The sequence below is a fragment of the Kocuria sp. genome (assembly GCF_030538595.1).
In the GTDB taxonomy this organism is placed as follows: domain Bacteria; phylum Actinomycetota; class Actinomycetes; order Actinomycetales; family Micrococcaceae; genus Kocuria.
In genome coordinates this window covers 59,500-75,475 of record NZ_JAUNTS010000015.1, presented here as the reverse complement: position 1 = coordinate 75,475, position 15,976 = coordinate 59,500, and the positions used below count along the sequence as shown (strand labels likewise).

The 15,976-nt window shown below is 62.9% G+C and carries 9 protein-coding genes; 2 read left to right on the top strand and 7 right to left on the bottom strand.

From position 1 onward, the window contains the following. Window positions 1-6: 6 nt before the first annotated feature. Genes Q4G32_RS12075 through Q4G32_RS12060 form a run of 4 tightly spaced genes read right to left on the bottom strand, consistent with a single transcriptional unit; the run spans window position 7 to window position 4,308 of the window. Window positions 7-1,149 (bottom strand): bifunctional 2-methylcitrate synthase/citrate synthase, encoded by a 1,143-nt coding sequence (locus tag Q4G32_RS12075; protein ID WP_303351721.1) that lies wholly within the window; start codon window positions 1,147-1,149, stop codon window positions 7-9. Beyond that, window positions 1,146-2,054 (bottom strand): methylisocitrate lyase, encoded by a 909-nt coding sequence (gene prpB / locus Q4G32_RS12070; RefSeq protein ID WP_303351719.1) that lies wholly within the window; start codon window positions 2,052-2,054, stop codon window positions 1,146-1,148. The genes Q4G32_RS12075 and prpB overlap by 4 nt, the downstream gene beginning before the upstream one ends. Further along, window positions 2,054-3,574 carry an MmgE/PrpD family protein gene (locus Q4G32_RS12065; protein WP_303351718.1) on the bottom strand — a complete coding sequence of 507 codons (1,521 nt, stop codon included), beginning with the start codon at window positions 3,572-3,574 and terminating at the stop codon, window positions 2,054-2,056. Before Q4G32_RS12065 ends, prpB begins: the two co-directional genes overlap by 1 nt. Further along, window positions 3,571-4,308 (bottom strand): GntR family transcriptional regulator, encoded by a 738-nt coding sequence (locus tag Q4G32_RS12060; protein WP_303351717.1) that lies wholly within the window; start codon window positions 4,306-4,308, stop codon window positions 3,571-3,573. Before Q4G32_RS12060 ends, Q4G32_RS12065 begins: the two co-directional genes overlap by 4 nt. A 228-nt stretch (window positions 4,309-4,536) precedes the next feature. On the opposite strand from Q4G32_RS12060, the gene Q4G32_RS12055 reads away from it, so the two are divergent. Continuing rightward, on the top strand, window positions 4,537-6,510 hold the full coding sequence (locus tag Q4G32_RS12055) for an acetate--CoA ligase (protein ID WP_303351716.1): 1,974 nt from the start codon (window positions 4,537-4,539) through the stop codon (window positions 6,508-6,510). A gap of 350 nt (window positions 6,511-6,860) precedes the next feature. Here the strand turns inward: Q4G32_RS12055 and Q4G32_RS12050 are convergent, their stop codons facing one another. Together Q4G32_RS12050 and Q4G32_RS12045 are read right to left on the bottom strand one after the other, a co-directional pair. Continuing rightward, complete coding sequence (locus Q4G32_RS12050) at window positions 6,861-7,565, bottom strand: response regulator (RefSeq protein ID WP_303351715.1); 705 nt, start codon at window positions 7,563-7,565, stop codon at window positions 6,861-6,863. Further along, window positions 7,562-9,262 carry a sensor histidine kinase gene (locus Q4G32_RS12045; protein WP_303351713.1) on the bottom strand — a complete coding sequence of 567 codons (1,701 nt, stop codon included), beginning with the start codon at window positions 9,260-9,262 and terminating at the stop codon, window positions 7,562-7,564. The genes Q4G32_RS12050 and Q4G32_RS12045 overlap by 4 nt, the downstream gene beginning before the upstream one ends. Before the next feature lie 170 nt (window positions 9,263-9,432). Here Q4G32_RS12045 and Q4G32_RS12040 point away from each other — a divergent pair, with 170 nt between their 5' ends. Next, the gene (locus tag Q4G32_RS12040) at window positions 9,433-10,839 is read left to right on the top strand and encodes a cation:dicarboxylate symporter family transporter (RefSeq protein ID WP_303351711.1); all 1,407 of its coding nucleotides are present in this window, start codon (window positions 9,433-9,435) and stop codon (window positions 10,837-10,839) included. Window positions 10,840-11,436: 597 nt separating this feature from the next. Here Q4G32_RS12040 and eccCa read toward each other — a convergent pair. Next, the gene (eccCa, locus tag Q4G32_RS12035) at window positions 11,437-15,486 is read right to left on the bottom strand and encodes a type VII secretion protein EccCa (RefSeq protein ID WP_303351710.1); all 4,050 of its coding nucleotides are present in this window, start codon (window positions 15,484-15,486) and stop codon (window positions 11,437-11,439) included. Between the last annotated feature and the right edge of the window lie 490 nt (window positions 15,487-15,976).

Genomic DNA, 15,976 nt, shown 5'->3' with positions numbered 1-15,976 from the left:
GGAGGGTTAGCTCAGGTGGCGTTCGTCCGGTCCGTTGTAAGCCGAGAGCGGGCGGATCAGCGAGTTGGCTGCACGCTGCTCGATGATGTGCGCGGTCCATCCCGTGATGCGCGCGCACACGAACAGCGGCGTGAACGTGGGAATGTCAAAGCCCATGAGCCAGTACGTGGGGCCTGCCGGATAGTCCAGGTTGGGCTTGATGCCCTTGGCCTCATCCATGGACTTGGCCAACCCGTTGTAGAGCCCCAGCAGCTCCGGGCGCTGGTAGTGGTCCAGCATGCGGAACAGCGCGTCCTGCATGGTGGGAACGCGGGAGTCACCGTTCTTGTAGACACGGTGGCCAAAGCCCATGACCTTCTTCTTCTGCGCCAAGGCATCGTCCATCCAGGCCTTGGCGCGGGCCTCAGCCTCTTCCGCGGATTCATCCGTGCGAATGCCCAGTTCTTCAAAGGTGTGCATCACGGCCTCGTTGGCGCCACCGTGCAGCGGACCCTTCAGCGCACCAATGGCCCCGACGACGGCGGAGTGCAGATCCGACAGCGTGGAAGTCACCACCCGGGCCGTGAAGGTAGAGGCATTGAAGGAGTGTTCCGCGTAGAGAATCATGGAGACGTTGAAGGCCTCCACCACCTCCGGGGCGGCCTCTTCACCGAAAGTCATCCACAGGAAATTGGCTGAGTAGTCCAGATCCTCGCGGGGCTCGATCGGTTCCTGACCGCGGCGTCGTCGTTGGTCGTAGGCAACCACGGCGGGCATGGCCGCGAACAAGGATTTGGCCTTCTCCAACTCCGCTTCCGGGGATTCGTCCTCGGCCTTGGGGTGCTGGGCGCCCAATACGGAGGCAGCCGTGCGGCACACGTCCATGGGGTGGCAGTCGGTGGGCAGGGCGTCGATCACGGCTTTGAGCTCCGGGGTCAGCGCCCGGTTGGCGCGCTCAAAGTCAGTGAACTCTGCCAGCTCCTCATCGGATGGCAGCTCCCCGTTCCACAGCAGCAGAGCCACCTGCTCAAAGGAACAGTTGGCGGCCAGCTCTTGGACCGGATACCCGCGATACAGCAGCGAATTGGACTCGGGGTTGACCTTGGAGACCGCGGTGACGTCCGCGACCACACCGGCCAGGCCCTTCTTGATCTCAGTGTTCTGGCTCATGATCGTCCTCCGGGGACCTCGAAATTGAAGACATTGCTGTCAAAAGCGCTGTAACCGTCGTAGTCCACGGTTTCATACAGGCGGGCTCGCGTCTGCATGTCAGCCACAGCGGCTTGCTGCGTGCCATCGGCTTTGATGGTGTCCAGCAGACGTTCGACGGCGCCCATGGCCGCCCGCTGTGCCGAAACCGGGTAAATCACCATGGACACACCCGCGTTGTGCAGCTGATCCACCGTGAACAGTTCGGACTTGCCGAACTCGGTCATGTTGGCCAGCACAGGCACGGAGACGGCAGAAGCCATGGCCTCGAACTCGGTGATGTCCTTCAGCGCCTCCGGGAAGATCACGTCCGCGCCAGCTTCCACCAGCGCCTGGGCGCGTTCAATGGCCACTTCCAGGGGTTCGACGGCGCGGATGTCCGTGCGCGCCATGATCACAAAGTTCGGATCACGCCGTGCCTGGGCACCCGCCTGGATGCGCTTGACCGCGGTTTCCAGATCCACCACGGACTTGCCGTCCAGGTGCCCGCAGCGCTTGGGGTTGAACTGGTCCTCGATGTGGCAGCCAGAGACTCCGGCGTTTTCCAGCTCCTGGATGGTGCGCGCCACGTTCATGGGCTCACCAAAGCCGGTGTCCGCATCAATCAGCGTGGGCAGGTCCGTGGAACGCGAAATCTGGGAACCACGCAGGGCCACCTCCGTGAGCGTGGTCAGGCCGACGTCGGGAAGACCCAACTCATTGGCCAGCACACCGCCGGAGATGTAGACGCCGTCGAACCCTTTGTCCTGGATGACCTTGGTGGCCAGCGGGGTGAAGGTTCCCGGGAACTGGACGCAGCGGTCTTCGGCCAGCAATTCGCGGAACTTGAGGCGCTTGGCCTCAGCCGTCACGTGTGAATACAGCATCAGAAGATCCCCTTGGTGCCGGATTCCAGGGTGACGGAGGCGGTGATGTTCAGTGCGTCCAGGTCACCGGCGCCCAGCTCGGGCAGGGACTCGGCGGCCTGGATGAAGCGCTCCAGCTCGGTGTCTGCAACCAGGCCCTCGGCCAGGGTGCGCAGCTTGTTCAAGTACTGCTCGCGGGCGAACGGGCGGGCCCCCAGCGGGTGGGCGTCTGCCACGGCGATCTCATCCACAATGGTGGAACCGTCCTTGAGCACAATCTCCGCACGCCCACCAAAGGCCTTCTCGGAAATGTCCAGGGAGTGGTAGCGGCGGGTCCACTCGGCGTCTTCCTCCGTGGTGATCTTGTGCCACAGCTCCACGGTGTCCGGACGGCCCGCGCGCTCCGGAGCGTAGGAGTCCACGTGGTGCCAGGAGCCATCCTGCAGGGCAACCGTGAAGATGTAGGGGATCGAGTGATCCAGGGTTTCGCGGGTGGCCTTGGGGTCGTACTTCTGGGGGTCGTTGGCGCCTGAACCGATCACGTAGTGGGTGTGGTGGGAGGTGTGCAGCACAATCCGCTCCACCTTGGCCGGATCGGCGATCTCCGGGTGCTCCGCGTGCAGCTTGCGTGCAAGGTCGATCCAGGCCTGGGCCTGGTATTCGGCGGAGTGTTCCTTGGTGTAGGAATCCAGGATGGCGCGCTTGGCTTCACCGGGGGCAGGCAGCGGAACCTCGTAGGCGGCATCCGGGCCGTCCAGCAGCCAGGAAATCACGCCGTCTTCACCTTCCCAGATGGGGGTGGGGGAGGTCTGTCCGCGCATGGCACGGTCCACAGCTTCCACGGCCATCTTGCCGGCGAAGGCGGGGGCGTGGGCCTTCCACGTGGAGATCTCGCCCTTGCGGGACTGGCGGGTGGCGGTGGTGGTGTGCAGCGCCTGGCCGATCGCGTGGAAGATGGTGTTGGTGTCCAGGCCCAGCAGGGTGCCGATGCCGGCGGCAGCTGAGGGACCCAAGTGCGCCACGTGGTCGATCTTGTGCTTGTGCAGGCAGATGGCCTTGACCAGGTCCACCTGGATTTCGTAGCCGGTGGCCAGACCGCGCACCAGGTCACGACCGTTGGAGCCCACGTGCTGGGCCACGGCCAGAATCGGCGGGATGTTGTCTCCGGGGTGGGAGTACTCGGCGGCCAAGAAGGTGTCGTGATAGTCCAGTTCACGCACGGCCACGCCGTTGGCCCAGGCTGCCCACTCGGGGGAGACCTTGGTCTGGGCGGCGTCCACACCGAACACGCCTGCTCCCGATCCGCCCGGGCCTGGCTTGTGGGCCAGCGCCTGGTCACGGGCGGAGATGATCGGCCCGCGGTTCAGGGAGGCAATGGCCACGGAAGCGTTGTCCAATACGCGGTTGATCACCATGTCGGTGACTTCGGTGCTGACCTCAACGGGGTCGGCAGCCACCTCGGCCACCTTCCAGGCAAGCTGGTCTTCCTTGGCCAGGTTGTCTGAGGACGGGTGGACCCGCACTGAATGGTTGACGGTCATGAGGCTTCCTCTCGGGTTGCTACTGCTGGTTGGGGATGGTTTGCCGGGGCTTTGGACAGTGCTGAACTCAATGCGTTGTGCAGGTGCAGACGAACAGCCGCTTCTGCCAGCTGTGCCGATCCGGTGGAGATGGCGCGGGCTATCTGAGCGTGTTCACGGGCCGCTGCGGCCAACCGGGGGGCATCATGGGCGGCCAACCTGCGCACTCGTGCCAGTTGCATCCGAACAGTGGATGAGGCCGCATCCAGCCACGGGTTGGCCGCGGCCGCGTCAATCGCACGGTCCATCTGCGCCACGAGTTCGTAGTAGGCGGTGGAGGAATCGTGTTCTTCGGGATGACTCTGACCGTCCTCGGCATGGGCTGCGGTGCCCTCACGGTGGGCCCCCACCTCAAAGAGCCCCGCCACCACATCCAATCGGTCGGCCATGGCCGCAAACTGCGCCGGTTCTCCCCGCAGCGCAGCCAGTCGCGCAGCCTGAATGTCCAGCGCCTCGCGCAGTTCAAACAGCGGTGGAATGTCATCCACGGTCACTTCGGAGACGACGACGCCGCGGCCCCCCTGCGCTTCAGCCAACCCCTCAGCGGCCAATCGGCCAATGGCCTCACGCACCGGTGTGCGGGAGATCCCAAACCGCTGGGACTGTTCAACTTCTGCCAAGACCTGGCCGGGAGGGAGGTCGCCGTCCATGATTTCCGTGCGCAACTGTTCGTACACGCGCTGGCTGGCTCGCACTGTGACCCTCCTCTCGTCGTCGGACAGACTCTAATGTATACACAGATTGCAGATTTGGCACCAGTACCCATCAGGTGCCGCAGGAAATTTCCAAAAATGTATACAGAACACTGGCTTTGAGTGATCAGGGTCACTATTATGGCGAATGAGCGACAGGGTTAGGTCCGGCAGTGCCGGGGTTTGACCACCGGCGGCAGTCAAGCCCCGAGCCAGCAAGAGAGGATTGCCATGAGCCACCCCAGTGAGCAGCCCACCCCCACCACGAATCGTGGATCCCTGCCCGGCAACGGGACCTATGCCGCGGAGTTCACCCGCAGTGTGGAGGACCCTGAAGGGTTCTGGCTGGAAGCTGCTGACCGTATCGACTGGGAGACCAAGCCCACTCGGGCTCTGGATGACTCCAAGGCGCCCATCTATCGGTGGTTCCCGGACGGTGTGCTCAACACCTGCTACAACGCGGTGGACCGCCACGTGGAGGCAGGCAACGGGGACCGTACGGCCATCATCTACGACTCCGCCGTGTTGGGACTCACGGAGAAGATCACCTACGCGCAGCTCCAAGAGCAGGTGGCCGGGTTTGCTGGAGCGCTCGCGGCAGCGGGAGTGAGCAAGGGGGACCGAGTGCTGATCTACCTCCCCATGATTCCGCAGGCTGCCATTGCCATGTTGGCCACCGCCCGCCTGGGCGCCGTCCACTCCGTGGTGTTCGGTGGTTTTGCTCCCAAAGAGTTGGCGGTGCGCATTGATGACTGCCGGCCGACCGTCGTCGTAACGGCCTCCGGGGGTGTGGAGCCCAAGCGGCGCATCGAGTACCTGCCGGCCGTTGCGGAGGCCATCGCCATGGCGCAGCACACGCCGGGCACCGTTCTGGTGCATGAGCGTGAGGGCTTTGAACACAGCGTGACCCAGATGCAGGCCGCTGCCGAGGAAAACGGCACCGGGGTGCAGTGGAAGACCTGGGCTGATGCAGTGGCGAACTCTGAGCCTGCCGACTGCGTGCCCGTGGCGGCCACCGATCCGCTCTACGTGCTCTACACCTCCGGTACCACCGGCACTCCCAAGGGTGTGGTGCGGGACAACGGCGGCCACGCCACGGCCCTGGCCTGGTCCATGGAGAACATCTACAACGTGGCCCCCGGTGAGGTCATGGCCACGGCATCGGATGTGGGCTGGGTGGTGGGCCACTCCTACATTGTGTACGGCCCGCTGATTGCCGGTGCCACCACCGTGATCTACGAAGGCAAGCCCGTGGGCACCCCGGATGCCGGTGCGTTCTGGCGCTTGATTCAGGATCACCAGGTGCGTTCGTTCTTCACCGCACCCACCGCATTGCGTGCCATCCGGCGTCAGGACCCGGAAGGCGAGTTGGCTCAGGATTACAACATCTCCAGCCTGCGAGCCCTCTACGTTGCCGGCGAGCGCCTGGACCCTGAGACGTGGAGCTGGGCCGGGAAGGTTCTGGGTGTGCCGGTGGTGGATCACTGGTGGCAGACGGAAACGGGCTGGGCCATTGCGGGTAACCCCATGGGCCTGGAGGCTCTGGAGCTGAAGTCCGGTTCGCCCACGGTGCCCATTCCCGGTTACCAGGTGGAGATTTTGGACCCGCTGGGGGATGCTGTGGCGCGCGGGGAGGAAGGCAACATTGCCATCAAGCTCCCGCTGCCTCCCGGCACCCTGGCCACCCTGTGGGGCAACGACCAACGGTTCATCGACTCCTACCTCAGCGCCTTCGAGGGCTACTACGCCACGGGCGACTCCGGACTGATGGATGAGGACGGCTACGTCTACGTGATGGGTCGCACGGATGACGTCATCAACGTCTCCGGGCATCGCCTGTCCACCGGTCACATGGAACAGGTGCTCTCCTCCCACCCCAAGGTGGCCGAGTGCGCGGTGATCGGCGTGGCCGATGACCTCAAGGGCCAGCGGCCCTCCGGCTACGTGGTGTTGAAGGCCGGCGCGGACATTGATGAGGACCGCGTCACCCAGGAACTCGTGGCCATGGTGCGCAACCAGATCGGCGCGGTGGCTGACCTCAAGCACATTGCCGTGGTTGATGCCCTCCCCAAGACTCGCTCCGGCAAAATCCTGCGCAAGACCATGCGCCAAATTGCCGACGGCGTTGAAGCTCCGGTGCCTTCGACCATCGAAGACCCGGCCGTGCTGGAAGCCATTTCCAGCGTCTTGCGTCCACAGAACTGATAAACCCGGCCGGGCCGCCAAGGCTTCAACCGACGTTCTGACAGGATCACGCGCCGCGTGGTGCAGCAGTTTTGCTCCGTTACTGCTGCGCTACACGGCATGTGATACCCGGATGCTCACGGGCCACCGTCCTCTCCCACTTTGGACGGTGGCCCCACTTTATTGCCGCCGAGTGCGCAATGGTGTGGCTCCTGACGGTTTCAGGGGCCGCACCATTGCGCACTCGGGGTGGGTCCACGGTGTGGGGTGGGGTTCACGACGACGACGGCGCTGGGCCCGGTTCCCCAGAGATACCCCGGATCGGAGCTCTCCCGGGTTAGGGCTCACCCGGATCACGGCATTGCGCAGCGTCAGCTTCTGCCGTATTCCATCTCCGGGCGGCCCACCGTGCCGTGGCGGGGCCGCCGCTGGGCCAGGCCCCGATCCGCCAGGTGTTCCAGATAGCGCCGAGCCGTCACCCGGGACATGCATGCCTGGGCCGCCAGTTCCGTGGCAGAGAACCATGCGCCCTCAGACAGGATCTGCTCCACGCGCCGCAAGGTCTCCGGAGTCAGGCCCTTGGGCGCTGTTCCGCCGGGTGAGCCGGGGGAGCGCAGGGCATGGATGGTTCGATCCAGGGACTCCTGGTCCACGGTGCCCGCTGTACTCAGTGCGTGCCGGTAGTCCCGGTAGGCCTCCAGGCGGTGCACCAAATCCTCCCGCAGGAAGGGCTTGATCACGTAACCCACCACCCCCAGGGCGCTGGCGGCCCGGACGGTGGCCACGTCACGGTGGGCGGTGACTGCCAGGATGTCCACGTCTTCACCCGCTCCGCGCAGACGCCTGGCCACATCCAAGCCGGTGGCATCCGGGAGGTTCACGTCCAGCAGGATCAAATCGACGGGACGCCCGGCTTTGCGCAGTCCAGCCACCGCCCGCAAGGCTTCAGCGGCGGTTCCTGCTGTGCCCACAGGATCAAATCCAGGGGTGTGTTGCACGTATTCAGTGTGTGCGCGGGCTGTCAGAGGCTCATCTTCCACAATCAGTACCCGCAGTGGGGTATGGGGCCCGCTCATGACTCCTCCTGTCCCTTGGTCTGGCTGCCAGTTCTTTCCAGGGGCAGCGAGATCTCGAACACCGCGCCGTCGTCGTGAAAAACCCGCACCGTGCCGCCGTGATGCTCCACGGTGCGGCGCACCAGGTCCAGGCCAACCCCACGTGAGGTGTTCGGGGCGGTGGGTTTGGTGCTCACCCCGCGGCGGAAAATCTGTTCCACCTGGTCATCGGCCACTCCCGGGCCGTTGTCCGCCACGGTCAGCAGCGCCACGGGGATGCCGTTGGTATCCCCGCGGGCCAGTTCCACCTCCACCAGGGGGTGGCTGACGGTCCTATCCCCACCTGCGCTGTCCCGGGCGGCGGTGACGGCATCGACTGCGTTGTCGATCAGATTGCCCACCACCGTCACAGTTTCTGCGGGACTCAATGGCAATGGAGGCGCTGTGCCATCCACGCTGACCTCCAACCGCACGCCGCGTTCAGCCGCGGCCGCGGTTTTGCCCATCAGCAGCGCTGCCAGGATGGGATCGGTCACAGCGGACTCCACATCCCCGGACAAGCTGCGGGAGCGGCGCAAGTCCTCGGAGGCAAAATCCAGTGCCTGTTCGGCGCACCCCAATTCCAGCAGGGAGACCACGGTGTGCATCCGGTTGGCGTGTTCGTGGGTCTGGGAACGCAGGGCATCCGCCATGAGCGTGGTGGCCTGCAACTGCCCGGAGAGCCGGGTCAGCTCAGTGTGGTCCCGGATCACAGCCACCATGCCGCGGGACGGTTTGGACGCGCGGGTGGTGGTCACAATCAACGTATTCTCCCCAACCTGCATCCACTTTTCCCGAACGGTCTGCTCCCGGACCAGTACCTCCACCAATTCATCCGGCAACGGCACATCCGTGAGCTGCGGCGCCGCTGAACGACGTCGGTCCAAGACATGATCCCGTACCCTCCGCCGCCACGGCCGGCCAGCGGGAACCTGTGCCGCAAGGTCTTGGTCCTGGATGCCCAAAAGGCTCTGGGCGCGGGGGTTGATCAGCAGGAGTCGGCCACCCTCCACCATCAGCAACCCCTGTGCCGCTTGCTCCAACACGGCATCCTGGACGGCCACGGCTTCTGCCAGCGCCTCCGGGCCGCGGCCACCCGTCACCCGGGACAGGTAACGGGTGAGTCCGCCGGTCACAGCGCTGGAAACCAGGAACAACGCAATTGCCAGCGCGATCAGAACCGGTATCTGAGCCCAGGCTTCAGCGGAAATGTTGTCCAGCAGCACACCGGTGGAGACCAGGGCAACCACACGGCCGTCGTCGTTGTAAACGGGAGCAATGGTGCGCATGGACATACCAAGGCGGCCCATTTCCGTGGCGGTGTGAACCTCACCGTCCAGGGCCTCGGAGATGGACCCGCTGTAGGGCTGGCCCACAAAGTCGGGATTGGAGTGCGTCCACCGAATCCCGTCCGGGGACATGATGGTGACAAAGTCAATGTCCGTGTCCCGGACCAGCTCCAGCGTGTGTGGCTGCAAAGTGGCCGTGGGATCGGGACTTTCGGCCTGCTCGGCCACCCAAGGGTCTTCAGCCAAGCTCAACGTCATGGCGCGGGTCACGCTGGCGGCTTCCCGGCGAACATCCGCAGAAGAGCGCTCAATCAACACCACGGCCACGGCAACGGTGATGCCAAGAACCAGCACCAGCTGAATCAACAAGAACCGCCGAGCAAGGGACAACGGGAAACCTCTGTTCACAACCAGTTGTGATCACGACCACTATGACCACAATGGGACGTCCATCACTTTAAACGGGAATCTGTATCCCAGCTGCTCGCAAGGATGCGGGTGGTTTGGCCCCACCAGTATCCGTCGTGATCGCCGCGACGCCGACCGCTGAGGAGAATCCCGTGGCCGCACATCTTTCGCCTTCAAGTTCCAGCACCCCAGCGGGTGCGCCCGCCAAAAAGCGGGATCGGACCCATTTCCTCTACATCTCCGTGATTGTGGCCGTGATTGCCGGTGCCGCCCTGGGGCTGATTGCCCCTGACACCGCAGTGGCCCTCAAGCCACTGGGAACGGCGTTCATTGCGCTGATCAAGATGATGATTGCCCCGGTGATCTTCTGCACCATCGTGCTGGGGGTCGGCTCCATTGCCAAGGCCGCCACGGTGGGCAAGGTGGGCGGTATGGCGTTGGCCTACTTCCTGACCATGTCCACGTTTGCTCTGGCCATCGGTCTGGTGGTGGGCAACATTGTGCAGCCCGGCTCCAACCTGGACATGAGCCAGGCAACCTACGACATTCCCGCCACCACGGATGCCAGCCACAGCGGCACCGAGGACGGCATGGTGGGTTTCCTGCTGGGCATCATCCCCACCACGCTGCTGTCCTCCCTGACTGCGGGCAACATCTTGCAGACCTTGTTCGTGGCGCTGCTGATCGGCTTTGCCCTGCAGGCCATGGGTGACTCCGGTAAGCCCGTGCTGAAGGCCATGACCTACGTCCAGGCCATTGTGTTCCGCCTGCTCATGATGATCATGTGGCTGGCGCCCATCGGTGCCTTCGGTGCCATTGCCGCCGTGGTGGGTGCCACCGGTATCCAGGCCATCACCTCCATGATCGTGCTCATGGCGGCCTTCTATGCCACGTGCTTGCTGTTCATTGTGGTCATCCTGGGCCTGCTGCTGAAGGTGGTCTCCGGGGTCAACATCTTCTCCCTGATGAAGTACCTGGCCCGCGAATACCTGTTGATCTTCTCCACCTCATCCTCCGAGGCCGCGCTGCCCCGGCTGATCGCCAAGATGGAGCACCTGGGTGTCTCCAAGCCGGTGGTGGGCATTGTGGTTCCCACCGGATACTCCTTCAACCTGGATGGCACCGCCATCTACTTGACCATGGGCTCACTGTTCGTGGCCGATGCCATGGGCACCCCGCTGCAACTGGGTGAGCAGATCACGCTGCTGCTGTTCATGATCATTGCCTCCAAGGGGGCAGCAGGTGTCTCCGGTGCGGGTCTGGCCACCTTGGCCGGTGGCCTGCAGGCACACCGCCCCGATCTGGTGGACGGGGTTGGGCTGGTGGTTGGCATTGACCGGTTCATGTCAGAAGCCCGCGCCCTGACCAACTTCTCCGGCAACGCCGTGGCCACTCTGGTGCTGGGCTCCTGGGTCAAGCAGGTGGACACCACTCGCGTTCAGGACGTACTGGCCGGGCGGATTCCATTTGACGAAGCCTCCCTGGCGGTGGACCCCCACGCTTCTCCCACCGCGGCCGAGCAAGCCACGGAGGGCCACCCGGAATCCAAGGTGTACTGATTTCTCCATCTGCCTTGATGCCGAGTGCGCAATGGTGTGGCCCCTGACACGTTCAGGCGCCACACCGTTGCGCACTCGGCCTGGACACTGCGCGTGTTTATGGACCGGACTCCACTGAGCTCAATTGCTGCCACAGCGCGTGAATCGGTACCCATACTGCGGGTTGCACGTGCGGGTGTGCGGAAAACGGCAGTGTTCGGTCGGTGATGGCGCGGTCCCAGGGGATCACCGTGTGCAACGGCGTAACTGGAGGCTGGCGATCAATCATGGGTGGTCTGCTGACTCTCACGAACACAATCTTTGTGTTGGTCAAATGCAGTGGGAGAAGGTCTTGGAGGGCTTCCAAGCATGCGCGTCCTCGTGCCGAAATTGGCACCACGATAACCACCGATCCATTTGTTTGTGCGGTGACGACTGATTGCACGGTGGCGCGTCCACCATCGACGACGACGGAGGGCCGGGGGACACTCTCGGTTGTCCCTGTGCCGGATGGTGCTTGTTGGCCGGCAGATTGTGCTTCTTGGAGCAACCTGGCCACTGTGGAGGTTCCCGCACCTCCGCAGACGCCCAGCACGGTGATCATATGGGGTGCTGGATTCATTCGGCGCCACCTTGGAGCTGTGCCGAATCTCGGGCTGCCGGTTCTGCCGGATGAGTCTCAGCAATCTGGACCACAAAGGCGCTTTCGCCACGGCGCACAAATCTCCCACGCCCGGGGGGCATACGTTCCGGATAAAGCTTGGGCAGGAGCTGACCTTCATTGCGGTCACCAGAGAGCACCAATAACGAGCCCCCTGTGTTGCGGATGCTCTGCAAGGCGGAACCGAACAATGCGCGGGACGCACCCGCTACGGGACGGGTCAGGACCACGTGAAAGTCAAGGTCACGTGATGAAGGAAGGTAAGGCATCAACACGGACAGTGGTTCGGTGCCACCGGCGGCAATGATGTCGTGATCATCAACCAGAAGGACGATCCTGGGAGACCGAGCTTGCTCAGCGGCGCTTCGAGCAGGGCGCGCTTGGAGTTCTGAAGCAATGGACGAACTCATGGCAGATGCCTGATGAGCCGAGCGAGCATGACCAGCCAAGAACTCTTCTGGAATGACCCCGGGTACTTTACCGCGGGGGTCGATCACAGCTATGGCCAGTTCGGAGGGGTCGAATCGCTCCACCAATCCTTGGGCAATGGTGCGCAACAGAGTGGATTTTCCACTTCTTGCGTCACCTACCACCACCAGATGCTGGTCACGATCCATGAAATCCCAATCGGTTGCTTCCATCGTGTCTTGACGAAGCCCGATGGGAATGGTGGCTGGTTCTGTGACCGGGTCAGGCAACTCGGCTGGGTCAAGATGTCTGGGCAGTAACCGGATAGGTGCCGCAGCTGGGCCCGAAGAGGCAGCTGCGACTCGACCAGCCAGATCACTGAGTGCAGTTCCCATGTCTTGGTCCGTCTCCACCAGATTCAACAAGGGTAAGGCGAACTGGCACAGGTGCGAATCAGTGTTCAACGCCCGCCCCGGGGTGTCTTTGGGAATGGTCTCAGCCAGTTTGCGATCAATGGCGGATTCAATGGGGTCGTTCAATCGCAGTTCGATTCGCGTACCGAACAGGGACTGATGGGCCATGCGCAGCTCGCTCCAGCGGCTGAGCGTGAGAACGATGTGGATACCGAATCCTGCGGCACGTTGCATTAATGGGGTGAAGACGGACTCCAGACCGTCGGTGTCCTGACGCAGAGCACCGTAGCCATCCACCAGCAGGATGATGTCGGCGGTCGGTAGCTCAGGGAGATCCCCAGAGCCGTGGAGTTGGCGCATGTGATCCAAAGACTCGATGGCCCGGGAGCGGAAAACCTCCTCACGTTTCGACAACATGCCGGTGACCTCTTCAAGCAGACGCATCAAGCGCGTCTCATCACCGCGCACAGCAATTCCACCCACTTGGGGGAAGTCTTCAAGCCTCCTGAGCCCACCTCCTGTGAGGTCCATGCCGTAGATCGCCACTTGCTCAGATGTGTAACGCAATGCCAAAGAAGCCGCGATGGTGCGCAGCGCCGTCGACTTGCCTGATTGGGGTCCGCCGATGATGGCCACATGCCCACCTGCTCGCGTCAGATCAATGACCCAATCGCCTTGACGTTGTCGCAGGGGATCGTCTTCCAATCCGATCATGACGGACAGCCCTTCGGCAGGTGCCACGGAGTCATGGCCACGTTCTGCATGTGCTGAAGGCCATTTCTGTACGCCTTCCCCGTGGTCAGCTACCTCGCCCAGAGACAGTCGTCCCGGAAGCGGATTTAGCCAGATGGGCCGAGCTGGAGGTGCTGCTGAACGTAAGTCCTCGGCCACCAGGTCCACCAAGCTTGGGCCGGTTTCTGGTTGGCGCAACACGGGTTGCTCCGCCAGATCCTCGATGTCAGCTTCAAGGCCGTTGTGAACCGGCAGCGCCATGACGCGTTTGGTTGTTGCCTCGGTGACCTCAGAGGTGTCTTGGACAGCCCCGGAGACGTACTCGGCGTGGAACCGTTCGTAGATGCTGGTGTCCACCTTGAGGTAGCCGTATCCGGGAAGTGGAGGTAGATGGAACGCATCCCGGTTGCCCAACACGGTTTGTGATTCTGCCTCAGAAAACGTCCGTAGACCCAACCGGTAGGACAGATAGGTGTCAAGCCCCCGTAGTTTGCCGCCTTCAATTCGTTGGCTCGACAGCAGGAGATGGACACCGATTGAACGGCCGATGCGACCGATTTGGAGAAAGAGATCAATGAAGTCGGGTTCCGCCGTCAATAGTTCGCCAAACTCGTCAATCACCACAAATAGATGCGGCATAGGCGGTAGCTCAGAGTGCTCCTTGCGTAGTTGCCGGTAGTGCGTGATCGACGGCGAGGAATTCGCGGCTTTGAGCATCTGTTGACGCCGGACAACTTCTCCTTGGAGAGAAGATCTGGCTCGCACCGTCAATTGTGGATCATCTGCGAGGTTGTCGATCAGCCCGGAGAGGTGGGGCAGGCCCGCAAATGGTGCGAAAGCGGCACCTCCCTTGTAGTCGATCAGAATCATCGACAGGTCTTCGGGGGGATGAGCGACTGCAAGAGACAAGATCAAAGTCCGCAGCAGTTCGGACTTACCGGAACCAGTGGCGCCGATGCACAACCCATGCGGGCCCATGCCTTGTTGGGCGCTCTCCTTGATGTCCAAATGGACGGGGCGGCCTTGATCATCCATGCCGAATGGCACCCTGAGAAAGTCGGAGGCTGTACGTGGTGCCCAGATCCGCTGGATATCGCTCGCAGAGATGGGCTGGCCGGGCGCAGGCTGGTATCCAATGAGGTCGAGAGCCCCGGGGGACTGTTCGGCAGCGGTGTGAGCAACTGAATTGAGAGTTCGCTGAGCCGCCAGGACTCGACTCAATGACTGGAGCATCCAACCGGGGACGTGGTCGTGATCGAAAGACACAGATACGGGAGTGTCTGTTCGAGCGCCGTGAGTCAGCGTGTCCGTTCCGTCATCATGGAGCTCGATCCGGACATCGACGTCGTCGGGCTCATCCAATCGGTCGTCCAGGAGATGGACCATCGTGATCCCCAGGCTGCGGTGATCGAGTGCCGGGTCGGGTAGCCGCAGTTCAGCTGCGGTGGCGCCGTGTGAGTCCACCACGATCAGGAGACGGCTGAGGGCACCCTGTGTCATGGCGCGACGCCGGGCGGCAGCGGCATCCTGGGTGCGGCCCAACAACTCATAACGCATGAGTTGCACCAACGAATCCAAGGTAGGTGCCACCCGCCTGGCTGGAACCGGCCCATCGAACTGGCGTGGGTCTTGAACGTGCGGGAGTAAATCCAGCCCTACCCAATCAGGGCTGCGCTCGGGGGAGTACACCGCGGCGATTTGCAGGTCGTCAGGGGATTCATGTGCGGCTAGCTGGAGAAGAATGGCACGGGCAACTTCCAGCGTGCGATCACGGGACCCAATCACCGCCACAGTGCCTGCTTCGCTGAGTTCAACTAATGCAGGCATACCGTGAACGTCGCGTTGGGAGTCGGCCAGCAACTCAGCCTCCTGCTGGAGGATAGGATCCGCCGGTTCCGTGGGAGTTTCCACGGAGGGGACGTAAAGGTCGAACCAAGGCACGGTTGCCGTACCCACTCTCGCCTGGAGGCGGTCAGTGTCTTCACGGCGGCGTTCCCACAATCGGCGGGGATCCCGGACGAAAGTCCCTAGACCGTGGGGTGCAGGATGCAGGAGTAAGGCATGTTTCCGGTCAGTCTCCGATTCCTCCCGTAGATCGTGGCTGGTGCGTTCCAGATAGTCCAGGTAGTGAGTGCGGCGCGCTCGCAGTTGCCGAGTTGCTCGGCCTCGGGCAGAGACGGCGTAGCCGATGCCGCCGACGACGGCTACCAGAAAAACCAATGCCGCGACCACCAGGAACAACGGATTGCCGTGGCGTAAGACCACCATCATGCTCACAGAAGTCACAGCACCCATGATGGGTAGCAGGACCTGGAAAGGGGTGCCTGTGGTGTCGTCGGTGAGAACGGGTGGTGCCGCGATTTCACGTGCTTCAGGTTTGACCAGTGCTGACGTGCTGCGCGTGGGACGATTGACGCGGTGGCGTTCTGAAGCGGTTTCTGCTGTGGTGGTCATTGGTTCTCCGCTGTCACGGACGTGGGGTGTAATGGTGAGGCATCGACGGCACGGACGACTCTGGCTGTCACTCGTTGAATGGCGAGTGCGTAGGACCTTCGTTTGGGACGGGGGCTCTGCACAGTCAGTTGTGCTCGCGGCTCATGGGGTACGCGTACCGTCGGCACCCCCAGAGCTTTGATGAGGAGGCGGATCGACCGTGGGGCCGTGTTATGGATGTCTTGGACCACCATCACAGTGGGAGTGAATTGTTGTAGTGCCAGTGCCACACCGTGGGCGTGGATGATCGCGGAGCGTTCAGCGGGAACCGTCAGACACACCGCGTGCGAATGCTCGGCGATCGCGGTCAGTCGTTCCACAGGGATGTGTCCCCAGTCAGTGATGGTGATTTCATGTCTCCGTTGAGCTGTCCCAAATCGTTCCCACCACGAATCGAAGTCACCCGGTGTGTGACTTTCCAAGGGGCTGGCACCGTGTCGGGTCTCCGTGA